Source organism: Domibacillus aminovorans (genome assembly GCF_001643235.1).
In the GTDB taxonomy this organism is placed as follows: domain Bacteria; phylum Bacillota; class Bacilli; order Bacillales; family Domibacillaceae; genus Domibacillus; species Domibacillus aminovorans.
In genome coordinates, this window is the sequence record NZ_LQWY01000021.1 from 1 (window position 1) to 24,918 (window position 24,918).

A 24,918-nucleotide genomic window follows, 5' to 3' on the forward strand; every position below is an offset into this window, starting at 1 on the left:
TTTTTGAAGCTTTCCAGTCAAGCATCTACTTTTGCAGTGCTCTCCATTACCAAACGGAATTTTCCGAAAATATAATTCAAATACTGCTTTTTTTGTATGTGTGCCATCGTACCAGTACGTTTCAGCCATATTAATTTGGTAAAGGTCCGTATGCAAGGCAAGACTGTCGTCTTCATATCGTGACATAATTACTACTCCCTTTTGCTTTTCCATCGCGCTTCATTCCTGTCATCTTACACCTTTTTGCATGTGGCGGCAACCGCTCCTGGGACATTTATTGTCTCTAACAAACAAAAACCCGCATTACACGAGTTTTTTTGCTTCAATATATACGATGTGATGTCCGTCCATTTCCGTCACTTTAAACACCCAATCGTCCTCTTCAATACTATCGTGTAATTCCGTGTCTATTTTGCCCGTTAAAAACCAGCCGCCAAGCGTATCAACGTCTTTATCATCTAGCGCCGTGCCAAGAAGGTCGTTTACTTCTCCAATTAACACTTTTGAGCTAAATAAATAATGATCCTCTTTTACTTTGCGTACTTCTGCAATTTCATCGGCATCAAATTCATCACGGATTTCGCCGACAATCTCTTCTAAAATATCTTCAACGGTCACAAGACCAGCCGTACCACCATATTCATCAATTAAAATGGCCATATGCGTCCGCTCTTTTTGCATTTTCACAAGCAAATCATGAATAAGTATATTCTCAAATACACGAATAATCGGTTTGACAAACGGACGCAGCTGTTCGACTTTCGGAAGTGGTTCTTCTTTCACCGCAACAGTTAAAATTTCTTTAAAGTTGACCATACCGATCACATTGTCCTTATCCCCGACAATGACCGGATAACGTGTATATTTTTCTTCTTTGACAACCTCAATCACATCATTCATCGTGTCTTCAATCGACAGACTGACCATTTCCGTCCGCGGCACCATTATTTCTTTAGCCATGCGCTCATCAAATTCAAAAATGTTATTCACATACTTTAGTTCATTTTGATTAATTTCTCCACTTTCATAGCTTTCAGATAGCAGCAGCCGCCATTCTTCTTCCGTATGAACAGATTCGTGTTCTGACGCCGGCTTCATTCCAAAAACACCGACTAACAGACGGGCAGATCCGTTTAACACCCAAATAAACGGATACATGATGCGGTAAAACCAGATCAACGGAACAGCTAATGCCAGCATAACAGCTTCTGCTTTTTGGATCGCAACTGTTTTTGGCGCCAGTTCCCCGACGACAACGTGCAAAAATGTCACAACGGAAAACGCGATCACAAATGACAAAATCGTCGCTATAGATGGTGCTAGTCCAAATTGCTCAAACACCGGGTGCAATAGCGCCTCAACGGTCGGTTCGCCTAACCAGCCGAGTCCAAGCGCTGTAACGGTAATTCCAAGCTGACAAGCGGATAAATACTCATCCAAATGCGTTGTGACACGCTCAACTGCTGCCGCACCTGGTTTTCCTTCTGCGACGAGTTGTTCGACACGCGATGAGCGCATTTTAACAACCGCGAATTCTGCTGCAACGAAAAATGCAGTCAGTGCGATTAATAGAGCGACTCCGATTAAATTGATTATCTCCAATGACAAGCCCCGAATAAACGAGGCCTACACCTCCTGTAATATAAAAATAAACCGTTTATTTTATCTTATTATACCACGTTATATATCCATTTAACACAAAATCCGGCTCAGCATCGCTGACCGGACTGTTAGTAAAGTTCGTCTACCGTGACGAGTTCATACCCTTGCTTTTGAAGATAAACGATCACATCTTCAAGGGCATCAGCCGTCGTTTTGTGAATATCATGCATTAAAATAATCGTGCCGTCTCTCGTATCCCGTTTCACAATATCATAAATGGCTTTCGGGTTGTGGGATTTCCAGTCAAGCGTATCGACAGACCAAAGAACAGGTGGTACGCCAATAATTTGATTGACTTGTTCATTCGTTGCTCCATAAGGCGGACGGACCGCAATCGGCGAGACACCAGCCGCTTGTTCAACAGCTTCAGCCGTCATACCAAGCTCTTTCTTTACCGCTTCCACTGTAATTTTCGTTAAATCTTTATGGCTCCATGTATGGTTGCCAATTTCATGGCCTTCCTGAACCATCCGATCCACAAGTTCCGGATAAAAATCAACACGGCTGCCGAGAACAAAAAAGGTTGCTTTCACATCATACTTTTTTAACACATTTAAAATAGCCGTCGTGCTGTCTGGATTCGGACCATCATCAAATGTAAGGGCCACTTTTTTTACATGATTACCGCTGGATGTAGCAATCGTTTCCTGAGCCTGCTGTTCTGCTTCGATATTTTTGGCAAAGCGTTCCCGCCATTCCTTTTTGAAATAAGGATAAACCTTTTTAAACGGTAATCTCGCCTCTTCTAATTCAACTTCATTAAAAGTGAAGACCACATTATGCTCTTCTATATACATATTTGACAGTGCCTGTTCACCCGCGAATTGTTGAGCGACTTGTTTACTTTGTCTTTCTTTTTCCGGAAGAGCATTTTGCAATGCACGTGCAGCTTTGTCTGGATTAATAAATAACTCCCGCGACGTGATCCACTTTTTAGCTGCCACATCTGCGATCACTGTATCGCATGAAACAGTGTTTTTACCCGTTCCGATATATGTGTCTGTCGTGAATAAAATAGAATAAAACCCTTCACCTGCTGGATTAAGACGGAATGTAAGGGTAAATGATGCTGGTTTTTTAGACATTCTACCTTTACTAATCGTATCCAATTCGTCAAAAAATTGTGTTTCTTTTGCCCGGACATACTTTTCTATCTGTTCATTTAAAGTCGATTCTGAAAAAACGGGATAATGAACAGCCATATTATAAAGCTTTTCTTCTGCCACTTTCGTTTTAATGTCCACACCGTCATATTTTGATTTTTTCATTTCTGTTGCCCAAACAATCGCCTCATCCCCGCTGTCCGTTCCTGTCACAAGGAGGTTAGCTGCGATCATAAGAATAAACAGCGTTATACCGCCTAGCGCCACAAGAATTATTTTTTTTTGTTTCATCTTGTATCCCCTACTATTTAGCACATATTTTGGTTATCACTTCCATTTATCAATTTTAATTAATCTATGAAAAGAACACAACCCTTTTCCTGAAATAATTGTTACATTTTTGTCATCGTTTGTCGCAGAATGCAAAGTGCATCTTTTTTAGTTAACGGAGTTTCTCCACATAAGCGTCCAATTTCGAATGCCCATGGAATGTCTAAAGCAGAGGGGAGCGGCTCACTGAAAACAACAGATGGCCGATCATGTTTTACTAGACTACCTTCGTTTAAAATCATATATTCATCCGCCCATTCATAGGCAAAATCAACATGATGGGTTGATGCGATGACGGTTTTTCCACGCTGATGGAACGTGTTAATTAGAGCAACAAGTTTTTGCACATTCGCGGGGTCCAGTCCAGCTTCTGGTTCGTCCAGAACGAATACATCCGGATTCATCGCTGCTACACCAGCAATAGCGGCACGTTTTTTTTCACCTGCGCTAAGTGCATGAGGCGGTTTATGACGAAGGTGATCAATTCCACACGCCTTCATCGCTTCAGTTGCGGCTATTCTCGCCGATTCTTTCGTCCAGCCGAGCTGAAGCGGTCCATACATCACATCTTCCTCTATTGTCGGCGCAAACAACTGCATATCCGGGTTTTGCATCACAAAGCCGATTCTTCTTCTCCATTTTTGCAAATGCTTCCTTTTGTAGGTAAGCTCTTTCCCGTCCCATGAAATGGCACCGGCAGTTGGCTGCATTAATCCGGTTAAATGATGAAAAAGAGTCGATTTTCCTGACCCGCTTTCACCGAGGACAGCTATTTTCACGCCACTTTTGATCGTCGTATTGATTTGTTTTAATGCTTCTGTTCCATCAGGATAAACGGAACAAATACTTTTTAATTCGATCATTTCTTTTTCCTCCAGAATGATTGCCATTCAGACGATGGAATATAGTCCAAACCGCCACGTAAATCGACAGCATGCTGCCTCTCATTCATTTCCATTAATGTTGATGTAAAGATATGAACGGCGGCTCTCGCAGCCATTTGAATACCCGGGCGTCCGGAGCGCAGTGTCTGTGCCATTATCACCTCACTCTTTTTTTCCCATAATTGAAAAATAAAGCGATAGACGAGTGCCACAATTTCAATAAATAATGACGGCAATTTACACACATTCATCAACCAGATGATTTGTGTAAATGGCGTTGTCAAAATAAATGCGTAGAGAGATGCCGCAGAAGCAAACGCCGCACAGGCTGTTGTCACAGCTTCTTGTATGGACTCTTTATTTGCGTATATAGATAACCAGCCTTCAAAAGAAAAAGCAATTGGCAAAACGCCGGCTAAAATAAACGCAGCCGGCGCCAGTAAAAGTCGAATATATAAAATGAGTGATACACCGCCCCAAAAAACAAACATGGAAGCCATGATCACAACAAAAAACGTTGCAGCAGGGTCTCGCCATATTAAAGAAAGAAACAGCATCGGTAAACAGATAGCCGCCTTTTCAGCAGGGTGAATACGAGCGAAACGACTGTTGTATGCCGCGCGGTTGAGTACATTCATGATTTCTCTCTTTTCGAACGTGTGCGGATCGTCCCAATTACGTATCCGATTACGCCAGCGCCAATGGCAGCCTGCAATGAAAAAAGAAGACTCTCCGTTTCACCGCCTGGCGGTTCAAAAATGGGTGTGGCCCACGGTTTATAATCCGTTTGAATAGCCGTGATTTTTTCTTCTGCAAGACCGTCTGCTCCGCCAAATTCACTGTCCTGCCACATAAAAAGCGGAATGATAGCAATTGCCGCGGCTAATAAAAATAAGGTGATGTTTTTTTTCATGAGAAATGAACCCCTTTCAGCGATGTACGGTGCTTCTCTAACCAATTAACGGCAGCGGCTGTCAGCAATCCTTCACACACGGCAAGCGATACTTGTGTCACGGCGAAAATGCCCGCAAATTCAAGAAATGATGCATATACTCCGCCCGTTTCAGATGGAAAAGCAAGTGCCAGTTGCAAAGACGTAACTGTATAGGTAACGATATTTGCCACAAAGGCCGTGAAAAAAGCATTCGTTCCCGCTTTCATTCCGGCTTTTTTCAACATACGGTACACGGCATACGCCGCAAATGGACCGGCAACCGCCATTGAAAAAGCATTCGCACCGAGCGTTGTAATGCCGCCATGCGCAAGCAAAAGAGCCTGAAATAGCAGAACAATCATACCTAGTACGGTCATTGCTGCTGGTCCAAACATCATCGTGCCAAGTGCTGTCCCGACCGGATGCGAACTACTGCCGGTCACAGAAGGAATTTTTAACGCGGATAAAACAAACGCAAAAGCACCAGCAAAACCGATCATAAGCTTCGCTTCCGGGTTTTCATCAACAGCTTTTTTTAACGTTTTTAATCCCCATAAAAAAAATGGTATGGTCACGATCCACCAGAAAACAGCCCATCCTATGGGCAAAAACCCTTCCATAATGTGCATCGCTGCCGGTTCTGTGTAAGAGTTTAGCCAGAAAAAGACAGCAAGCAATAAAATGATTAATTTATTCATACAGTAGCCTCTTTTCGATTAATTGAACGGGCTGCAGCGACAAAAGCAGCAGCAAATTCTTTGTTGGATGGAAAATAAATGTGTATATCCGGTCAGCGTATTAAAGGTTAAACAGCTATCCGGTTTTGCTCTGGACCGCTCTTCAGACTGATAAGCCCTCTGGAAGCCACACACCGGTTAAGGCGGTCAATTCAGTGGTGCACGTGTTGATTTCATTATGATGTGGCGTCGGATAATGTGCACATAGAATAGATTGATTAATGCGACTACCTGTATCACTTCTTTGCCAACTCTTCTCATGCATGTCGAACCATCGCAAATAAGAACGTGCCGATTCATTTCGGTTAATTTCTATGTTGACGTATGTCGATCACTCCTTTTTTCAGAAACGCAAAAAGCCCCCGCTTCTTCAATGGAAGCGGGGGCAGAAAATCGCAAAAAAGGCATACTTTATACGCATTCATCCCGTTCTTCCCACCGAAGAATAATGTTTTGGCATTAAAAGCAGGTCTCCTGGCTTGCGGTCCTTTTACTTTTGTCCCCCTTCCCGGTGTATTCACCAGTGGATATGGACAATTTCATCGCGCTTACAGTAGCGGGGGCTGCATCGGATTCACACCGATTTCCCTATTATCCCGGACGTTCAAACTCCGGGCACTTTCAATGTTTCATATTTAGTTTTGTTATTATAATCAAGAATAGCAGGAAACCCACTATTTTTACAAGGGAAAATTAAGTATTTCAGTAAAAAACTGATTAGTCGTTCATAAACCAAGTAAAAAAAAAAGCGCCAAAGTATCGCGCTTTTTCAAATTAATCATCTGTATCAGTTTCGCCGACTGTTACTTCACCGGTTGCACCGTGTACATACACGTCCGTTTCTGTTTTGCCGTTACGAACCTCAATTTCATAACGGCCGTCGTCAAGCTCGACATTCGTTACGTTACCTTTTACTTTTTTCTTCGCAGCCGCAATCGCTTCTTCTTGTGTAACCGTTACGTTCACCACCTCGTTATTGTCGTCATGATCATCACGTTCTGTTTTCAAAATTTCCCCCGTGTTGCCGTCAATGTCGATATCATCGCTATCTGTATCTACTTCATACACGAGTCCATTCCATTCGCGCTCAAGTTCAATGCTTTTGACGACCGCTTTCGTTTCTTTTTCCGCGATCGCTTTCGCTTCTTCCATCATCAATTTCACATCCACACTCGGCACTTCTGCTTGAATTTTATCTGTTTGAACACCCCACACAGCCCCTCCACCAATAAGTCCTATTGCTAATAATCCGCCTGCCATTGTACGTTTTTTCATGTTGTTTTCCTCCTTGTTTTTTGATCTTGCTTCTATCATAGCCGTGCAAGATGAGAAAATAAGGGTAGAAAAATGAGAGTTTGATGAGAGACATTAATCATCCCATGAAATGGACATAATCTCACCTGAAATAGCATTCACCTGCACGGTTGCCTCGCCACCGTTTGCAAGATCAATATCGACAATAAACGAACCAGCTTCTTCGTCGTCACCCATTTCAATTTCGTCGATCGTACCTGGCACTTCACCGAGCGCAATCTCTCCCGCTTCCACTTCTGTCAACGGTCCTGATTCCTTCACCGGAGCTGTTTCTTCTCTATGTACATACTGTTCTTCAATCGCTGGCTCTAACATACGGGTCATTTCCTGCAGCTCACCCGTCTTACTGTCGACAATCATCTCATATTCACCTTCCGCCACCTCAATCGTATACACATACTGTCCGTTCCGCTCGGCTGATTTTGTCACCGTGCCGCTATACCTCTCGGCCAGCTGCTCACCCGCATCTGCCATCGTAACGTCCGGTGTCTGAACAGTTCGATATAAGAAGAAAAGAGTCGTAGCTGCTGTTAAGACAACGATTGTGATCCAAACTTTTTTCATTTCTCTTCACTCCGTTTTTTCATTCATTGTAGCCCGGTATTCTGAGATATCGCTGAGAGTGATGATCGCAGTCGTCCCTTTTCCTTCTTCACTTTCTATTTTTACATCTGCTCCGATCGCAACCGCTATATCTTTAGCCAGCGACAGTCCAAGACCGAATCCCCCCGTTTTACGCGAACGCGCTTTATCGACTCGATAAAAACGGTCGAAAATTTTATCGATGTCACTAGATGGAATGCCGATCCCTTTATCGATGACACGAATTTCATTTTTTTCAACGAGAAGATGTATTTCGTCATCTGAATATTTACGGGCGTTATCGAGAAAAATGTATAAAATTTGGCGTAACTTCGCACGATCAGTAATTATCGTAAAGGGTGCATGTACCCCCACATCAATACGTCGATCATACGCTTTTTCAAACGCTTCCGCGGCCTCCTTTACAAATGACGCCACGTGTACAGACTCTTTTTGAATATTCCATGATTCATCGCTCCGCGCAAGCGTTAATAGTTGCTGCGTCAACTCTTTCATCCGCACCGCCTCTTCATGAATCGCTTCAACAGATTCATCAAATAAATCTGGCCGGTCTTTCCCGCGTCGCTTTAACAAATTCGCATACGATTCAACGACCGTCAGCGGAGTCTTCAATTCATGCGACGCATTTTGTACAAACGCTTCCTGCTTCACATAGTTTTTTTCCAACTGCTCCATCATATCGTTAAACGTTTCCGCCATTTCATTTAATTCATCATTTTGTTTGCTATTCATTTCAATTTGTTCATACCGTCCGCTTTCTCGAATGTGGCGCATCGTTTGCGTCATATTCACAATCGGATTGGAAATGACCGTACCAAGCACACGCGCTGATATGACTGCTGGAATAACGGCTAAAATGGAAGCGGCGATTAACACAATTCGCAAAATGTCGAGAATGCGGTCAGTCGCCTGCAAATTCTCCATTATTTCTAATGACGCTACGTCCCCATTTCGCCAAATGACAGGCGCAATCACACGTGCATAGCGTGCGCTTCCAACCTCGATCACATTCCGCTGTTCGGCCGTTTCGTATACAGCTTCAATATCACGCAAATCGATGGCTCCCGGGGAGGCAGAAACACCGTCCACTGTCGAATCAGGTAATATAATGCGCACCATCCCGTCCGCCGGCGCATATGCCCGAAGCAAATCAGCACTTGACACGGAAGCAGCTGGATTCAAAACTCCGGTCATAATCCGTCTCGCTTCTGCCACTGTTCGGTCAAGGTCTGCTTCTTTTAACATACTGCCTGCCGCAAAATAGACCGCTGTGTTCATGACGATGACGATCACAATAAGTAGCACACTCGTGCCGAGATGAATTTTATTTTTTAGCTTCATCAATCTTTTAGTACGTAGCCGACGCCGCGCACCGTATGAATAAGCGGCACACCAAACGGCTTATCTATTTTATTCCGCAAATAGCGGATATACACGTCGACCACGTTCGTATCTCCATAGTAATCGTATCCCCATACACCATCAAGCAGCTGTTCACGAGATAACACATGGCGCTTATTTTTCAATAAATAGAGAAGCAAATCATACTCACGCGGCGTCAAATCAATTGATTGACCGGCACGTGTCACGTCACGTGACTCTTCATTCACGAATAGATCAGCGGCTGTTAGAGCCTTCGTTTGAACCGACTTGCGAAGTGCTGCCCGAATTCTTGCAAGTAGTTCGTCCATATCAAACGGCTTCGTCACATAGTCACTCGCGCCGATATCAAGACCTTCCACTTTGTCCACCACTGTATCTTTCGCCGTCAGCATAATAACGGGCACGTCGCTTCCTTGACGAATCCGGCGCAGGACACTCATGCCATTCATTCCCGGCAGCATGACATCAAGGAGAACAAGATCAAATGTCCCTTCACGAAAAGCCGCAATGCCATCAAGTCCGTCAAATGCTTTTTTCGTTTCATACCCTTCATGCTCCAGCTCCAGTTCAAGCACGCGAGCAATCCGTTCTTCGTCTTCTACAATTAAAATACGCTGTACGCTCACATCCAGGTCTCCCCTTTCGTTACTACTTATTATCGTTGTGACGATACATTTTGTCCAAACAAAAGGACGGTCCACGGGGGACCATCCTTTTGTTCATTCGTTTAAAAAGTCATGAATTAGCATCTTTAGTTCTTCATGTTCTTTTACATCGCCCAGTACCGCTTCAATAACACGGCGGCGTGGTTCCGTCGTCCGCAGTTCATCCTGTAAAAAAGACAGAAGTTCTTCTTGATCAGAGTCTCCCGTATCCTGCATCAAACCGATCTTCCGCATTAGTACGCTTTTCTTTTTTTCACGATTTAACGCCGTTTCTGGCATCCACCGTTCTAGAATACGTGAATCAAAAAGCTGATCATCTGTCTTCATTACATCTTTCACAGTTGACTCGACACGGCGCATCGCATAGCCGATAATAGTATCAAGCTCCAACGTCTCTTCAACCGCCACAACAAAATGAACCATATTTTGTACCACACCGAGCAATGTAACCGCTAAGTCCGTTGAATAAGGCCGCACCTTTTCGCCAAACACTTCGATCATCCGCCTTTGTATCCATCGTAGTTCCTTTAAATGATGCTGTTTCACAAACTTTTTCAGCTCGACATCCTCCGACGCAAACACTCCTTGAAAAAGCACAAACAAATTATTCTCTTTATTCACTTCCATTTTCACTTTAATCTGCTCGATAAATACTTCTTTATCATGAACGGGCCGCCCGGCAAGCATATTTATCCGCCGTTCATCCGTTTCACTGTTAATTTTTTCAAAAATACTAATTAACAGTTCATTTTTCGACAAGAAATAATTATAAAACGTTCCTTTCGAAATGCCGCTTTCCTCTAAAATATCTTGCACGGATGTGGCTGCATATCCTTTTTCAACAAATAGAGCATGTGCTGCCACCATTACCTTTTTCTTTCGTTCATTCAATTCGTTGCACTTCCCCTAATTTGAACTCATAGTCTAAACACATACTAGCGGAAAATCCCTTTCATTTCAAGACTTTTTAAAATTGTTCGTTTGATTTTTTATACTATTGGTATATTATAAAATTTGTTTAAACAACAGTCTAGTGAATGAAAAAATAAAGTCTTCGAATGGAACGGGAGACCCTGTTTCTATTTCTGATCAACTTTCATCTTTTCTGCGCCACTTAGCTTTTAAATGTTTCGTAATGAACAATCTCTTCAAACGGCACATGCGTCTTCGGTTTCGGTTTCACATCGATGTGCCCAGTGCCGATGACTGCTAAAATGCGGCGATCTTCTGGTATGTCGAGTGCCTCTCGAACGTGCGACTCTCGTTTTGCGGACTCATCTGCATCTTCCGAATGATATATCGCTCCAAAAGCAGCGCCGAGATTCTCCTGTTCAGCCGCCAGCCAAATAAATGCAGAGGTGATGGAAGCATCCTGCAGCCAATATTTACTTACATCCGGACGACCGGTAATCACGATTCCAGCACCAGCAGTCGCCAGCCATTTCATAAACGGGGTAGCACTTGATAAATGAACTAACTTGTCCCGATCCGTTACGATGATCAGTTCACGCGACGGCAAATTATTCCCGGTGGGCGCTAAATACCCAGCGCGGATAATTCGTTCCAATGCGCCTTTGTCAATTTCCAGCGGTGCAAATGCCGTTATTTCCCGGCGTCCTTCAATCGCTTCATGTACATTCATTTCCATTCCCCCTTCTCACTCCATTTTATCAGATTTTTCAGACTAATCGAATTGGATTACTCTTACTGAATGATTTCATCGCTAAAAACGCCCTTCGTCTAAAATCGGCGAGGGCGTTTTTGCTTACTTCACTGCATTTGTTAATGATTTAATGATGCCAACATGTGTGCCTTCATGCCATGTGACAAACTGAAGAATCGCTTCAACCGTCGCCATCTCAAATCCAGCAATCGTAAGCGGATTTGATGCTTCAGCACTTAGTTTCTCTGCAAAATGCGCTTTAATACGGCCTGCCTGCTGCTCAAGTGCCTGTACAATTTCCTCTGCTTCCGGTACGTCGCCTGTCCACTCAGATGGACGTGTTCCCGTCGCAAACATTGCACCCCACTTAGGGCGCTCAATCTCATAGCTGTCATCCGCCATATGCAACAGCCCTTCTGCTGCAAAATAAATATGTCCCGCATTCCAATGAATCGTATTTGGATAGCCATCCGGCTGCTCGCCCCACTTTTCCTTCGGTGCCTGTTGCAGCGCGCCAATTGTAGCCGCACGTGAAAATCCAAATTGTTTAATTGATTCCATCAAAATCACTCCTTTATGTAAATACATATTTCATCATAATATATACTTCATGCCATACATACTATTCCGTTTCATTTTTCGTACAAACGACGATGCCAATTGGGTAGTGCCGCCCCTTCCTTCCAGGTACCGGTTCAACCAACACACCTCGTTGATAGTAGCATTCTACCGATTCATAACGATTAAATGTGCTGAAAAATTCATGTTCTGTCAACTGATGCACATGAAATTTTTCCAACGTCGGCTGGCCGCGTCCGTGGCCAAACGGCGTTGATATGATGAGTGTTCCCCCGGGTTTTAACATCGTATACAAATGATCAAGATACATTGTTTCATCTTGCATATGTTCGATCGTTTCAAAACTAAATATGGAATCGAACATCCCTAATTTCTCAGGCAGCATCGGATCCGCAGCATTCTGCGCCTCAAATGTAACGAGTGGATGATAATAGCGTCCTTTCGCATATACGATCGTCTCGACATCACGATCAACGCCAATCACTTCCGTCAGTCTCTTTTTCGCTGCTTTTGCAATAATCTGCGTGCCAAATCCGCTTCCACACGCAATATCAAGCACGCGCCCTTTTGCATAGTGAATCGCAAACTGGTAACGCGCAATATGCTCAAGCAGCATTCCATTCATTGCGTTCATCTCATCCGGCCAAATCCGTTCCTCTGTCTTCTCCATAAATGACCGCCCCTTTTCGCGAACAATGCCTTTATCGCCGCTATCCATTTATTTTATCATTTTTCGATATAAAAAATGCCCCTCTCTATGGATCCTATCAAGTTAAAGCGGCCTATTTTTTCAATTAAATAACAATTTTACAAATTTCTAAAGGAGTATCTTCTGAAAAGTCGAATACGTTAAGTACTTACAAATTCCAAAAGTTTAAAATCAGTTGCCCAATCAAGAAGAGCTGATCATTGACGAGATGCCATTCACATGGAAGTGCGTGCAATTTCACTTTAAATCTAGTTAGGAGGGTATGCCTTGAAGGCGCCTACGAAGCCATGGACATTGTTGTATAAAATACAACAAGAAGTGATTCCCGACGCTCATCATTATTTAAATGAGTGGAGGGAGAAGGCTAACGAGATCCCGAATGAAGAATTACGAAAACAAGCGCTTTCCAGCATTAAAGAGAAGGCTTTCCACTGTGAGGGTGGAGCTGTTTATGGATTGCTTGCTGGAAAGGAACGCAGAAACATCATTCGATTTATTGTGGCTTATCAAACGATCAGTGACTACTTAGATAACCTTTGTGACAGGAGCACTTCCTTGGAAGAAAGAGATTTCCGTATGCTTCATCGGTCTATGCATCATGCCTTAACCCCAGGAATAGAGCCTGAAAATTATTATCAATATCGGAACGATCAAGACGATGGCGGGTACTTGGCTTCTCTTGTGTTAACTTGTCAAAATGTTTTGAAAAATCTATCCGGATTTCAAAATGCACAGGACGCCATGCATCAACTAGCAGGTTACTATTGTGATTTACAAGTATTCAAACATGTTGAAAAAAATAAACGTGTTGAGTTATTAGAAAATTGGTTTGAGAGGCACAAACACGAAGTACCTGCAATGACTTGGTATGAATTTTCTGCTTGTGCAGGTTCTACATTAGGCATTTTTTGTTTTGCTGCCTATGCGTCATATGGTTTAAAAGCAGAAGAAGTGAACATATTAAAAAATGGATATTTCCCTTGGATTCAAGGTCTTCATATTATGCTTGATTATTTTATTGATCAAGAAGAAGACCGGGAAGAGGATGATTTGAATTTTGTCTTCTACTATGAAAGTGAAGAAAAAATGGTACAACGAATTAGATATTTCAAAGAAAAGGCCGAGGAGAGTATTCGAAGTTTGCCGGACTGGAAATTTCATCAACTTATTAACAAAGGTCTGATCGCCATTTATCTAGCGGATAAGAAAGTTCAAGAAGATAAGGAACTGAAACGAACAGCTAAACGATTTATCCGCTTCGGTGGGTTGCCTACTCTATTTTTTTATCTAAATAGTTGGGTGTATCGCCAAGCATAAAATGCTGTTTCAAACAAAAAACCCCTCCCGAATAATCATTTCGGAAGGGATTCTTCTTATTTACCAATAAACATTTGTGTCCAGTGACCGTCTACATATCCAACGCCAATGTGCGTGTAGTCTGCACTTAAAATATTTTTACGGTGCCCATCACTGTTCATCCAAGCATCCATTACTTCTTCCGGTGTTTGTTGTCCTTTTGCGATATTTTCACCGGCTGATTTGTACGTGATGCCAAACTGTTTCATCATGTCAAACGGCGATCCGTATGTCGGAGACTGATGAGAGAAATAGCCTTTATTTTTCATATCTTGTGATTTTGTACGCGCAACATCACTTAACTTCGTATCTAGTTGAAGAGCTTTCACTCCTTGTTTCGCGCGTTCTTGGTTGACCAATTCAAAGACTTGCTGTTCAAATGCGCTGACGCTTCCTGCTTTTTGCTCAGTTTGCTGCGGCTGTGCTACAGGCGCTTTCGGTTGTGCTGCAGGTGCTTTTTCTTGTGTTACAGGTGCTTTCGGTTGTGCTGCAGGCGCTTTTTCTTGTGTTACAGGTGCTTTTGTTGTCTGTTCAACTAGTTTTTGTATGTCAATATTATATTTCTTTGCAAATTCATCTAGATTAACTTGTTGAACATTATATTTCTTTACTAATTCATCTATGTTGACTTGTTGAACTGTTTGTGTTGATTCGTTGACGTTACATGTCGGCGATGCTGCCTCTGCCTGACCTGCTGTGAAGAGTCCTAATGTAACAGCACCGGCTAGTGTTGCCATGCGAATATTCTTTTTCATACTGTAATTCCTCCTAAAAGTTTATGTTTTTCTTGATCTATTAATGTCTGTCCCCCTGCTGCCCATTTATTGTTGCACGATCTTTTACCGCCCCGCAATGCATTCTGGCGTGGCAAATTTCGCTATCTTTTGAAATTGATAGTTTCCTATAATCACCATCCGTTTAAACACTGACACAGTAACGGGTTGAACACGATTGATTTTTTCACTACTTTTTTCAGTAATGAAAGTGTAAATGCTCTGTCATATTCGTCACACAAAAAAAAGCGCCTAAAAGGCACTTTTTTACAGATTATAGACAAAATCTTCATATTGAAGGCGATGTCTACAGGTTTTCACGATATATTACATATTTCCAAACTGCGCTTCATGAAGACGGCGGTAATGGCCGCCTCGCTCAAGCAGCTCGTGATGGCTGCCCTGCTCTTCAATACCAGCCGGCGTCACCACAATAATTCGGTCTGCGTGCTTAATGGTCGCAAGCCGATGGGCGATAACGAGCGTTGTACGCCCGACAGCGAGCTCTGCTAGTGCCAGCTGAATGGCAAGCTCTGTTTCAGTGTCAAGTGCAGATGTCGCTTCATCCAAAATTAAAATCGGTGGATTTTTTAAAAAGATCCGTGCAATGGCCAGACGCTGTTTTTGCCCGCCGGATAGTTTCACCCCGCGTTCGCCGATGACGGTTTCAAGTCCTTCTGGTAAAGAAAGAACGAACTCATCAAGACGTGACCGCTTCAATGCACCCATGATCGCTTCATCAGATGCCCCAAGGTCGCCATACAAAATGTTTTCACGAATCGTTCCGGAGAATAAAAAGACATCCTGCTGTACGATGCCGATCTGGCGTCTGAGAGAGGCGAGTGTCATTTTTTTCGTATCCAGTCCATCGATGGAGATATAGCCTTCCTCCACATCGTAAAAACGCGGCAGCAAACTGCACATCGTCGTTTTACCGGCACCAGATGGTCCGACAAACGCTACCGTCTCTCCTGCTTTAATCCACAAGCTAATATTGTTCAACACAGATGTTTTGCCTTCATAGCCGAACGTGACGTTATGGTAGCCAATATCACCACGCACTACATCAATGTCGATTGCATCCAATGAATCGGCCACATCCTGTTCTGTATTCAGCAGTTCGACATACCGTTTAAAACCTGCAATGCCTTTCGGGTAGCTTTCAATGATTGCATTGATTTTTTCAATCGGTCGGAAGAAAATGTTCGACAGCAAAATAAAGCCCACAAACTCTCCGTATGTCAACTCGCCTTGCATGATAAAATAGGTGCCGCAAATCAGGACGAACAGTGTGACGGTCCGCATCAGCATATAGCTGATCGACATGTTGAGCGCCATGATTTTATATGAGAAAAGCTTCGTCAATCGGAAACGGCTGTTGTTTTCTTCAAACTGCGCTCTTTCATGTTTTTCATTGGCAAACGCCTGCACGACACGAATGCCGCCCATGCTGTCTTCAATACGGGCATTAAAGTCCGCAATATCACCAAACAGCCGATGAAAGGCGCCAGTCATTTTTTTGTTGAAGTAGATAGCCAACCATAAAATAACCGGAATAATGATAAAGGTTAATACAGCTAACTTCCAGTTAATGTATGCCATCATCGCAAACGCGCCGGTCAAAGTCATCAAAGCGATAAACAAATCTTCCGGACCATGATGCGCCATTTCACCAATTTCCATTAAGTCACTCGTCATCCGTGAAATAAGGTGACCGGTTTTCGTATTGTCAAAAAATCGAAACGACAGCTTTTGCACGTGGCCAAAGAGTTTACGGCGCATGTCTGTTTCAATGTTAATGCCGAGCATATGTCCCCAATACGTCACTACATACTGAAGGCCGGCATTGACAATGTAAATAAGCAAAAGCCCGATGCTCACGGCCAAAATTAAATTCCAATCGCCATCCGGCAAAAGATCATCAATAAAATGATTAACAACGAGTGGAAAGGCGAGTTCCAAAAGCCCCGCCATCACTGCACAGAAAAAGTCCAAGAAGAAAAGTTTCTTATAAGGACGGTAATAAGAGAAAAATTGCTTAATCACATCTTCACCTGCTTTTTTAAAAATAAGAGCGTGTTTCCCTTTAAACCTGCCATCACTTCTAATCATTTGATTTTATATCAAATTTTATATATAAAACAAATTATTGTAATTGATAATCACTTTCAATTAAAAATCTACCACAATTCTGTCTAATATGTCTATACTTTCATGTAAAAACGGACTATCTCATATGCTCTAATAATTGCGTTTTAAGACAATGCAGTGATTGAGAATTTCTTTGGCCTATTAAAATCAGAATTACTCTACTTACAAGAGTTTGAAAGTATGAAACACTTCAAGTGTGAGCTTAAACAATATATTAATTACTATAATCACAAACGAATTAAGGCAAAACTAAAAGGCCTAAGCCCGGTGCAGTACCGGACTCAGACCTTACAAGCAGCCTAGCTAAATAAAGTGTCTAACTTTTTGGATCCACTTCAAAGCTGGGGGCTATTTCCTTATTAAATTTTCGGGTGAACAAAATCGTGATTGCGCTTTAGCTATCGTTGAAATCTTTTAAGTCATTTCAATCGTACATGGGCCCGATTCAAAGTGTTCCCCTAATAGAAAACCTTGTTCATCCGTATAATCAATGTGTATCTCCTCATTTAAATAACGCTTTGTGAAGTGATCGATTCGAATTTGAACACCTTTATTCTCCAAAATAATATCATGTCGCCGCGGCTCATCGAAAATAATGGAAAGATTGACGGCCAATCCGCATCCTCCAGATAGATTGGCGTCAATCCGTGGAAACTTCCCTTCATTTGAAACAGATGCTTTTAGTTTATTCACTGCCGCCTCCGTTAACGATATACGTATGTCTCTCCCTCCTCCCTAAGAGTATGCAGTTTATTCCTCTTTCGAATAACGCAATATGGGCTGTCTTGCCGCTTGTACTTCATCTAATCGTCCAATGATTGTTGTATGTGGTGCTTCTAATACGACGTCTGGATTTTCTTCTACTTCTTTGGCAATCTGAATCATTGCCTCAGCAAAAGCATCCATCGTTTCTTTCGACTCTGTTTCCGTTGGTTCGATCATCATGCATTCCTCTACATTTAATGGGAAATAAATGGTTGGTGGATGATAGCCAAAATCGAGCAGCCGTTTTGCCATATCGAGTGTTCTTACACCTAGCTTTTTCTGTCTGGACCCTGATAAAACAAATTCATGCTTACAATATTGTGAATACGGTGATTCAAAATAAGGCTCCAGCTTTTTACGCAGATAATTGGCGTGAAGGACGGCACTTTCGGATACTTGACGTAACCCAACAGGTCCCATTGTACGGATATACGTATACGCACGTACAAGAATGCCAAAGTTTCCATAATACCCTTTCACACGGCCAATTGATAAAGGATGATGACTATTCAATACATATTGATCGTTTTCTTTCTCAATACGCGGCACCGGCAAATACGGAATCAGTTTCTCTTTCACACCAACTGGACCTGCACCAGGACCGCCACCACCATGAGGTGTTGTAAATGTTTTGTGAAGATTTAAATGGACGATGTCAAAGCCCATGTTCCCAGGTGTCGTTTTTCCTAAAATGGCATTCGCATTGGCCCCATCATAATACAGTAAGCCGCCTGCTTCGTGAACAACCTTGGCAATGTCAACAATGTCTTTTTCAAATAGCCCTAATGTATTTGGATTTGTCAGCATTAAAGCTGCTGTGTCATGACCGACATGCTTTTTCAATTCTGCCAGATCGACTAAACCATCTTCATTTGACGGTATGGTCACTGTTTTAAAACCTGCCACTGTTGCACTCGCTGGATTCGTCCCATGTGCAGAGTCAGGAACAAGTACTTTTATTCTTTTTTCTCCTTTTTGCTCAAAGTACGCTTTGACCATCATTAGCCCTGTCCATTCTCCTTGCGCCCCAGCTGAAGGCTGCAGCGTCACGGCATCCATGCCCGTAACTTCAGCTAAATCTTCTTGCAACTCATGTAAAAGTTTGAGCGCTCCCTGCACCGTTTCAACGGGCTGATATGGATGGATCCGGCTGAATCCCTCAAATCGTGCCACATCTTCATTAATTTTTGGATTGTACTTCATCGTACACGAACCGAGTGGATAAAACCCATTATCGATGCCATGGTTTTTGTTCGAAAGGGCTGTGTAATGGCGAATTAGCTGAAGCTCTGACACTTCTGGGAGTTCCGCTGGCATGTCTCGTATTAAATGGGCGGGCAGTTTATCATGTAAATCGACTTTGTCAACGTCACTTTCCGGAAGGCTTGATCCGATTCGCCCTTGGCGACTCATTTCAAAGATTAATTCATTGTATTCAACCATTTTTCATCGCCTCCAACACCTTTACAAATTGGTCTATCTCCTCTTTTGTCCGTTGCTCTGTCACCGCAATCAGCATTTCGTTCTCAAGTCTATAGTCATTTCCTAAATCGAATCCACCGATCATTCCTGCCTCTAACAGTTTTCCATTTACTTCTTTGACGGGTAGCGGAAATTCTACAATGAATTCATTAAAAAATGGTGCTTTATTTTTCACGTTAAAACCTTTCTTTTGAAGGCATTTAGCCATATAATCCGCTTTTTCAATGTTCAACTGTGCCATCTGACGGATTCCTTCTTTGCCAAGTGACGCCATACAAACAGCAGAAGCAAGTGCATTTAATGCTTGATTTGAACAAATATTAGAGGATGCTTTATCTCGGCGAATATGCTGTTCGCGCGCTTGCAGCGTTAAGACAAACCCTCGTTTTCCTTGGTCATCCGTCGTTTGTCCAACAATACGTCCAGGTACTTTGCGCATCATTTTTTTCTTCACAGCGAAATAGCCGCAATGCGGGCCACCAAAAGACATCGGGATTCCAAGCGGCTGCATGTCCCCGATCACGATATCCGCACCTAGTTTACCTGGTGCCTCTAAAAGCGCTAAAGCGAGCGGATTGGCACTCACGATGAAAAGCGCGCCTTTCTCTTCTGAAATGGTCTTGATCTTCGTTAAATCTTCAATAGAACCGAAAAAGTTTGGATATTGAACAATGACCGCCGCCGTGTCTTGATCCATTTGTTCTTGCAGCTTTTCGAGATCTGTTATATCTCCATCTAGTGCAGCTTCTTCGACAGTATATTCTAGTCCGCCTGATACGGTATTTAAGATCGCTCTCGATTCAGGATGCACCGATTTAGATACAATCACTTTTGAACGTCTCGTTGACGTAATAGCAAGTGACGCAGCTTCTGCCAGTGATGTAGGACCATCGTACATCGAAGAATTCGCTACATCCATTCCTGTCAGTTCACAAACCATCGTTTGAAATTCAAAAATAGCCTGTAATTCCCCTTGGCTGATTTCCGGCTGATAAGGTGTATACGCCGTATAAAATTCAGACCGTGAAATGACATGATTGACGACACTTGGAATGTAATGATCATATGTGCCAGCACCGAGAAAAATAGGATAGTGATTGGCATGTTTATTTTGTGATGATAGCTGATGCATTTTTTTTACAAGAAGCGGTTCTGGTACGGCATTCGGGATGTTTAGCTCACCATCTAAACGAATTTCTTTTGGTACGTCTTCAAACAATTCATCTACTGAAGAAATCGTTAAAAGAGCAAGCATCTCTTCTTGATCTTGTTTTGTGTCTGGTAAGTATCGATAAGTGGACGTCATTTTATCGTTCCCCTTCTCTTTTGTAGAATGGTGTTTTGACAACATGGGCATCCACTTTCTTATGGCGAATTTCTACTTTTAGTGGCGTCCCCTCTTTAGTATGTTCCGATTTAATCAAAGCAAGGCCGAGGTTTCTCTTTAAAGTCGGTGAGTGCGTTCCCGATGTCATAAAACCAATCTCCTCTTCCGTTTCGGAAAATACTTTATACCCGTGACGTGGAATACCTCTTCCTGTCACTTCAATCCCGACTATTTTTCTTGTTAACCCGTCTTCCTTTTGTTTTATAAGAGCTGATTTGCCGATAAAATCACTTTCTTTCGTCGTTTTTACAGCAAAACCGATTCCTGCTTCTAGCGGGCTGATGTCACGCGTGAGCTCTTGGCCGTACAAAGCAAGACGTGCTTCTAAACGAAGGGTGTCACGCGCACCAAGTCCGCATCGCTTTAAGCCCTCTGCTTTCCCATCTTCTAGAAGGCTCTCCCAAAGTTTTTCCGCGTCACTTGCTTTTAAATAAAGTTCAAAACCGTCTTCACCTGTATACCCTGTCCGGGAGACAAGCACGTTTTCCACACCGTTCACACGGACACTTTGCGCAAAATGGAAAAAGCCAATTTCTGATAAATGAACGTCTGTTACTGTTTGTAAAATGCCTTCTGCTTTAGGTCCCTGGATTGCAATCAGTGCAATGTCACTTGATCTATTTTCAAGCTTCACACTTCCTTTCACGTGCTGCTTCATCCATTCGAAATCTTTTTCAATATTTGCTGCATTAATGACAAGCAAATATGTTTCGTTCTCTAACTTATAAATAAGCAGATCATCGATTGTGCCGCCATCTGGGTCACACATCGCTGTATACTGCGCTTGATTGATCTGAAGCTTTGTCACATCGTTTGTGACGAGATGATTCAAATAACGTTCCGCATCTTTTCCTTCGACAAGGACTTCTCCCATGTGAGAAACATCAAAAAGTCCCGCTTTAGTCCGGACAGCTTCATGTTCTTCGATAATGCCTGTAAACTGGACCGGCAATGCCCATCCGCCAAAATCAATCACTTTCGCTCCGTTTTTTTTGTATGTGTCAAAAAGTGGTGTTCTCTTTAGTTCTGTTTCCTGACTCATTCCTACACCCCCGTTTAAGATTTCCCATTTACTTCTTAATTTCGTCCATTATATCTTTTCATTCTTACGTGCTTTTTACTCATAGAAAAAAGGACATAGAAGGGCACACTGTCTCCCTTTATATATCCTTTTACTTGAGATTTTAACCTTGTAATGATGTCAATTTTTTCACAAAAAGCTCTTATAACGACATATTGTCCTCAATATGAAAAAATAAATACTTGATAGCTGGTGTATACGCAGGTGAACTCGTGTAACTCCAATGACGATTCCGGCTGTTGTTCGTATGAGCGTTAACAAAGGGCACACCGCCGCTCTTACTCGTCACAATCGTTGAATGATCCATTCGTCCATCCCCCGTAAAATCATAAAAAATAACATCTCCTAGCTGTAGCTGATCAAGTGATGATACTTTTTTTGCCTTTAATCCGTGCTTTGAGCCTTCCAAATACCACCTTAACGAATGAGACACACTCCAGCTGAAACTCCACGTGCCACCGGCGACCCACCATCCTTTTTCGCGATGAGGATACCCACGCTGCAGTGCCCCGCCTGCCAACAAACATTGCGATATATAATTGGTGCAGTCGACTTCAAAACGCGGAAAAGCCGGATTGTAGCTGTTCCACCATTGTTGTGCGTACGCAACCGCTTTTTCTCTATTGTACAAATATCACGCCTCCTTTTTACATTGTATGCAAAAAAGAGCATAGAAAAACCGGACTGATCAATCAGCCCGGTTTCGTTCATTCATTATTTTGTAACTCACAACGTTTTTAAGATGAAATCTCAATTCACCTCAAATTAAACCGCCGCGGTTCTATTCCACATCGTCGTTTATGATGTACCTAAACGACCTAAGCCCTGCCTTCTCTTAAGTCCTTGTGGCTCCGAAGCCACTCCAGTGTGAATAAGTTTTACCAACACTAGCAGAATGCCAAATTTTCTTATATGAAACGTTCTAAGTTACGATCTTCATGATTTTTCAATTATATCATGAAACTCAATTTGTGTCAATATCACATATACATAACCATCGCTGTGTAGAAAAAATCGGCGACGAGAATTTAATATCGATGACCTCAATCGCTGAATCCGCTAAAAAATCATTTATTTTCCGATCAAACAACTTTTCTGTCCAGCGGATGATGAAACAGTCCCTCAAAACGCTCGTTTTCCTCGATCAGCTTGATTTCATTCAATGCGGAAATGCTCCAATATGGAAACGCTGGTTCAAATGGCTTCGCTTCTTTATACTTCTCTTCTAGATTCATTTTTTCTTTCACACCGCAGCCCGCAATGAGAATGAGTGTGGCAACTCCGATTAATCATACTCTTTTTCCATCAAAACCGCCCCCTTCTCCTCATCATAGCGCGGTAATATGAGAGTTTACCGAGAAAAAACCTGTTTCATCCAAAAACCGGGCCGCTTATTTTTTCCACATCTTTTGAACAATCGGATACAACTTGAGCATTGCAAAAAACACAATGAGAAAGACAATAACCCGCAGTACTACTTCGCTCATTTACATCATTCCTTTCACTTTCACATCCAGAATCCTCCATGCCACGAAAATCTTCTTTCTATAATTTTAATATAACATCTGAAAAAAAACATTTTACAAGGAGATCAGACCTCTCTTTATTGTTCTGTTTAAAATTCCCCATTTCGGAAATAATGAAAGTATGAGATAATGGATAAGATTGACCAATAAAATCGGGGGTGACGTTATGTCTTATTACAGCAAAAATCGTGCCGAGCCATTACCAAACGTTGACATTGAGACGTGGGAGTGTACAAAGGACGACTGTAATGGCTGGATGAGAAAGAATTTTTCCGAAGATGATACGCCTTCGTGCCCGTTTTGTGGAAGTGACATGGAAACCGGGAACCGTCTTACCAATTCCCTACAAAATAATACATTTCGTAAATCGGCTGAAGCCGAACAAAACGAACAAAAAAAAGCGTGATTCCCTTTGTGGAATCCGCTTTTTCTACTTACTTGATTCCTTTTCTCACAGCGAAATGATGGCTTCAAGAAAGAACCAAATAATCATCATTAATTGAATGACGACTTTTGCAAGTGTACCGCTCAAAAATGCAATGAGTGTTGCGTAGGCAACGAGAAAGGCCGTCTTCACATTTTTTTGAATGATGAGTTCAACGAGAAGTACCGCCGCAAACGGCACAATCAAAATTCCAAACGGCGGCATAATAAACGAACCGGCGATAATCGCAACGACCGCTGTCCATTCTCCCCATTTCGATCCACCATACTTTTTCACGAAATAGCTGTTAGCTAGGAAATCAGCGATGAAAGTCAGCACGGTAAATAAAAGCATCGCGATCCAGAAAACAACCGATAGCTCTTCTTTACTAATGCCAAAATAATAAAGGACAAATCCCGCCCACAATACGAGTACGGATGGAACAATTGGAAAGATAAATCCAATAAAACTGACGATAAATAATAAAATAATTCCGGTCCATACTAAAATAGCCACCTATAGCCACCTCTTCTCTGTTATGATAATATTGTACCAATATGTGAAAGAATAGGAAGTGATTGAATTTGATTAAAATTGACATGCCACAAGCGGACTTCATTTTAATAAGAAAACGAAATCCGGAAGATACGAGCGAAGCCGCTATTGCCAAAGAATATGGCTTTACGGATTATCATAAAATTCCGCGTGACAAAGCGGGCATCTTTATGTTTTACGATGTAAGTGACAACTTACTGTTTGTCGGTAAAGCACGAAAACTCCGCATGCGCATCCGCAAACATTTTGAAGATAACGTCTCAGACATTAAAAATCACCGGGATGACGTTCATAAAATTGTCGTCTGTGTTGTAGACAATCCGATGGAACGCGAGATTTATGAAACGTATATTATTAATATGCTCCAGTCAAAGTATAATACAGAAAAAGCCTTTTTTAGATCTTAATCTAACACCCGACTATTTACAAGTCGGGCTTTTTTATTTACGTTTGTTCAACACTTCAACTTAAAATCTCGACAAACATACAAGGTTATAAGAACTTTTGTCGAAACTATTTCTTTCTTTATTTTCATCACGTATACTAATCCCTGATATGTTTCTAGCCTTTTAAAAACGATTATTTTGGAGGATCGTAAAGAATGAATAACCATGATCACTTTCATGACTTAATGATTCAAATTAAAACGGTGCGCAAGTTAATGATTTCAACTGGAGCGGCGAAGGGACTCAGTCATACTGATACGATTAAACATAGTCAACATTTGGACAAACTATTGAATCAATTTCAATTGAAATGCAAATTTTAATTCCTATTCGCTTAGGGCGGGAATTTGATAAATATAAAGCAAACAACACGGCTATATAACACTCGCCGTGTTGCTCATTTGTT

28 protein-coding genes, 1 pseudogene and 1 riboswitch are annotated in these 24,918 nt (G+C 42.2%); of the genes and pseudogenes, 5 read left to right on the top strand and 24 right to left on the bottom strand.

Translation table 11 applies throughout. The features are described 5' to 3' along the window. The 15 genes from AWH49_RS08745 to AWH49_RS08815 form a co-directional block, all read right to left on the bottom strand. Positions 1-186, bottom strand: a 186-nt coding sequence (locus tag AWH49_RS08745; RefSeq protein WP_425305702.1) for a hypothetical protein, incomplete at its 3' end; no start/stop codon positions are given. A 117-nt stretch (positions 187-303) separates the two neighbouring features. Continuing rightward, complete coding sequence (locus tag AWH49_RS08750) at positions 304-1,602, bottom strand: hemolysin family protein (protein ID WP_063965384.1); 1,299 nt, start codon at positions 1,600-1,602, stop codon at positions 304-306. Positions 1,603-1,730: 128 nt separating this feature from the next. After that, the gene (locus AWH49_RS08755; protein ID WP_063965385.1) at positions 1,731-3,056 is read right to left on the bottom strand and encodes a polysaccharide deacetylase family protein; all 1,326 of its coding nucleotides are present in this window, start codon (positions 3,054-3,056) and stop codon (positions 1,731-1,733) included. A gap of 101 nt (positions 3,057-3,157) precedes the next feature. Continuing rightward, complete coding sequence (locus tag AWH49_RS08760; protein ID WP_051928001.1) at positions 3,158-3,958, bottom strand: energy-coupling factor ABC transporter ATP-binding protein; 801 nt, start codon at positions 3,956-3,958, stop codon at positions 3,158-3,160. After that, positions 3,955-4,617 carry an energy-coupling factor transporter transmembrane component T family protein gene (locus AWH49_RS08765; protein ID WP_063965386.1) on the bottom strand — a complete coding sequence of 221 codons (663 nt, stop codon included), beginning with the start codon at positions 4,615-4,617 and terminating at the stop codon, positions 3,955-3,957. Before AWH49_RS08765 ends, AWH49_RS08760 begins: the two co-directional genes overlap by 4 nt. Next, a complete protein-coding gene (locus tag AWH49_RS08770) occupies positions 4,614-4,892 on the bottom strand; it encodes an energy-coupling factor ABC transporter substrate-binding protein (RefSeq protein WP_063965387.1) in 279 nt (92 codons plus the stop codon). Before AWH49_RS08770 ends, AWH49_RS08765 begins: the two co-directional genes overlap by 4 nt. Continuing rightward, positions 4,889-5,611: an energy-coupling factor ABC transporter permease gene (locus tag AWH49_RS08775; RefSeq protein WP_063965388.1), complete on the bottom strand. Its 723-nt coding sequence runs from the start codon at positions 5,609-5,611 to the stop codon at positions 4,889-4,891. Before AWH49_RS08775 ends, AWH49_RS08770 begins: the two co-directional genes overlap by 4 nt. A 486-nt stretch (positions 5,612-6,097) precedes the next feature. Continuing rightward, positions 6,098-6,288, bottom strand: a riboswitch (cobalamin riboswitch). Positions 6,289-6,424: 136 nt separating this feature from the next. Next, entirely contained in the window at positions 6,425-6,925 is a 501-nt protein-coding gene (locus tag AWH49_RS08780) for a PepSY domain-containing protein (RefSeq protein WP_063965389.1), read from the bottom strand. A gap of 93 nt (positions 6,926-7,018) precedes the next feature. Then, positions 7,019-7,528 carry a PepSY domain-containing protein gene (locus AWH49_RS08785; protein ID WP_063965390.1) on the bottom strand — a complete coding sequence of 170 codons (510 nt, stop codon included), beginning with the start codon at positions 7,526-7,528 and terminating at the stop codon, positions 7,019-7,021. Positions 7,529-7,534: 6 nt separating this feature from the next. Then, positions 7,535-8,908, bottom strand: coding sequence for a sensor histidine kinase (locus tag AWH49_RS08790; RefSeq protein ID WP_063965391.1), 1,374 nt, complete (start codon positions 8,906-8,908; stop codon positions 7,535-7,537). Beyond that, positions 8,908-9,576: a response regulator transcription factor gene (locus AWH49_RS08795; protein WP_063965392.1), complete on the bottom strand. Its 669-nt coding sequence runs from the start codon at positions 9,574-9,576 to the stop codon at positions 8,908-8,910. Before AWH49_RS08795 ends, AWH49_RS08790 begins: the two co-directional genes overlap by 1 nt. Positions 9,577-9,669: 93 nt before the next feature. Continuing rightward, positions 9,670-10,506 carry a TetR/AcrR family transcriptional regulator gene (locus AWH49_RS08800; RefSeq protein ID WP_063965393.1) on the bottom strand — a complete coding sequence of 279 codons (837 nt, stop codon included), beginning with the start codon at positions 10,504-10,506 and terminating at the stop codon, positions 9,670-9,672. A 223-nt stretch (positions 10,507-10,729) separates the two neighbouring features. Further along, positions 10,730-11,257: a nitroreductase family protein gene (locus AWH49_RS08805; protein ID WP_063965394.1), complete on the bottom strand. Its 528-nt coding sequence runs from the start codon at positions 11,255-11,257 to the stop codon at positions 10,730-10,732. A gap of 123 nt (positions 11,258-11,380) precedes the next feature. Then, positions 11,381-11,839: a DinB family protein gene (locus AWH49_RS08810; protein ID WP_063965395.1), complete on the bottom strand. Its 459-nt coding sequence runs from the start codon at positions 11,837-11,839 to the stop codon at positions 11,381-11,383. A gap of 61 nt (positions 11,840-11,900) precedes the next feature. Beyond that, positions 11,901-12,527, bottom strand: coding sequence for a class I SAM-dependent methyltransferase (locus AWH49_RS08815; RefSeq protein ID WP_063965462.1), 627 nt, complete (start codon positions 12,525-12,527; stop codon positions 11,901-11,903). Positions 12,528-12,833: 306 nt separating this feature from the next. On the opposite strand from AWH49_RS08815, the gene AWH49_RS08820 reads away from it, so the two are divergent. Further along, positions 12,834-13,883 (top strand): tetraprenyl-beta-curcumene synthase family protein, encoded by a 1,050-nt coding sequence (locus tag AWH49_RS08820; RefSeq protein ID WP_018392139.1) that lies wholly within the window; start codon positions 12,834-12,836, stop codon positions 13,881-13,883. Positions 13,884-13,939: 56 nt separating this feature from the next. On the opposite strand, the gene AWH49_RS08825 is transcribed toward AWH49_RS08820, so the two are convergent. After that, a complete protein-coding gene (locus AWH49_RS08825; RefSeq protein ID WP_063965396.1) occupies positions 13,940-14,677 on the bottom strand; it encodes a CAP domain-containing protein in 738 nt (245 codons plus the stop codon). Between the two features lie 345 nt (positions 14,678-15,022). After that, the gene (locus tag AWH49_RS08830; protein WP_063965463.1) at positions 15,023-16,741 is read right to left on the bottom strand and encodes an ABC transporter ATP-binding protein; all 1,719 of its coding nucleotides are present in this window, start codon (positions 16,739-16,741) and stop codon (positions 15,023-15,025) included. 213 nt (positions 16,742-16,954) lie between these two features. Here AWH49_RS08830 and AWH49_RS19120 point away from each other — a divergent pair. Beyond that, a pseudogene (locus tag AWH49_RS19120) lies at positions 16,955-17,149 on the top strand (IS3 family transposase); the annotation flags it as partial. Positions 17,150-17,260: 111 nt separating this feature from the next. Here AWH49_RS19120 and AWH49_RS08835 read toward each other — a convergent pair. The 6 genes from AWH49_RS08835 to AWH49_RS19965 all read right to left on the bottom strand — a co-directional run bounded on the left by AWH49_RS08835 (position 17,261) and on the right by AWH49_RS19965 (position 22,808). Beyond that, a complete protein-coding gene (locus tag AWH49_RS08835; protein WP_026221556.1) occupies positions 17,261-17,566 on the bottom strand; it encodes an iron-sulfur cluster biosynthesis family protein in 306 nt (101 codons plus the stop codon). Positions 17,567-17,596: 30 nt separating this feature from the next. Beyond that, the gene (gene gcvPB, locus AWH49_RS08840; protein ID WP_063965397.1) at positions 17,597-19,054 is read right to left on the bottom strand and encodes an aminomethyl-transferring glycine dehydrogenase subunit GcvPB; all 1,458 of its coding nucleotides are present in this window, start codon (positions 19,052-19,054) and stop codon (positions 17,597-17,599) included. Further along, entirely contained in the window at positions 19,047-20,399 is a 1,353-nt protein-coding gene (gene gcvPA / locus AWH49_RS08845; RefSeq protein WP_063965398.1) for an aminomethyl-transferring glycine dehydrogenase subunit GcvPA, read from the bottom strand. The genes gcvPB and gcvPA overlap by 8 nt, the downstream gene beginning before the upstream one ends. Before the next feature lies 1 nt (position 20,400). Next, positions 20,401-21,522 carry a glycine cleavage system aminomethyltransferase GcvT gene (gene gcvT, locus AWH49_RS08850; protein WP_063965399.1) on the bottom strand — a complete coding sequence of 374 codons (1,122 nt, stop codon included), beginning with the start codon at positions 21,520-21,522 and terminating at the stop codon, positions 20,401-20,403. 181 nt (positions 21,523-21,703) lie between these two features. Further along, complete coding sequence (locus AWH49_RS08855) at positions 21,704-22,192, bottom strand: amidase domain-containing protein (protein ID WP_063965400.1); 489 nt, start codon at positions 22,190-22,192, stop codon at positions 21,704-21,706. A 451-nt stretch (positions 22,193-22,643) separates the two neighbouring features. Next, positions 22,644-22,808, bottom strand: a complete 165-nt coding sequence (locus tag AWH49_RS19965) for a hypothetical protein (RefSeq protein WP_157723692.1) — start codon at positions 22,806-22,808, stop codon at positions 22,644-22,646. A 445-nt stretch (positions 22,809-23,253) separates the two neighbouring features. Here AWH49_RS19965 and AWH49_RS08860 point away from each other — a divergent pair, with 445 nt between their 5' ends. Beyond that, a complete protein-coding gene (locus AWH49_RS08860) occupies positions 23,254-23,493 on the top strand; it encodes a cold-shock protein (RefSeq protein WP_018392128.1) in 240 nt (79 codons plus the stop codon). Positions 23,494-23,538: 45 nt separating this feature from the next. Here the strand turns inward: AWH49_RS08860 and AWH49_RS08865 are convergent, their stop codons facing one another. After that, complete coding sequence (locus AWH49_RS08865; RefSeq protein WP_063965401.1) at positions 23,539-24,027, bottom strand: DUF456 domain-containing protein; 489 nt, start codon at positions 24,025-24,027, stop codon at positions 23,539-23,541. 68 nt (positions 24,028-24,095) lie between these two features. On the opposite strand from AWH49_RS08865, the gene AWH49_RS08870 reads away from it, so the two are divergent. Next, positions 24,096-24,473: a nucleotide excision repair endonuclease gene (locus AWH49_RS08870; protein ID WP_034290109.1), complete on the top strand. Its 378-nt coding sequence runs from the start codon at positions 24,096-24,098 to the stop codon at positions 24,471-24,473. 194 nt (positions 24,474-24,667) lie between these two features. Beyond that, positions 24,668-24,835 carry an aspartyl-phosphate phosphatase Spo0E family protein gene (locus AWH49_RS19125; RefSeq protein WP_082862744.1) on the top strand — a complete coding sequence of 56 codons (168 nt, stop codon included), beginning with the start codon at positions 24,668-24,670 and terminating at the stop codon, positions 24,833-24,835. Positions 24,836-24,918: the final 83 nt, after the last annotated feature.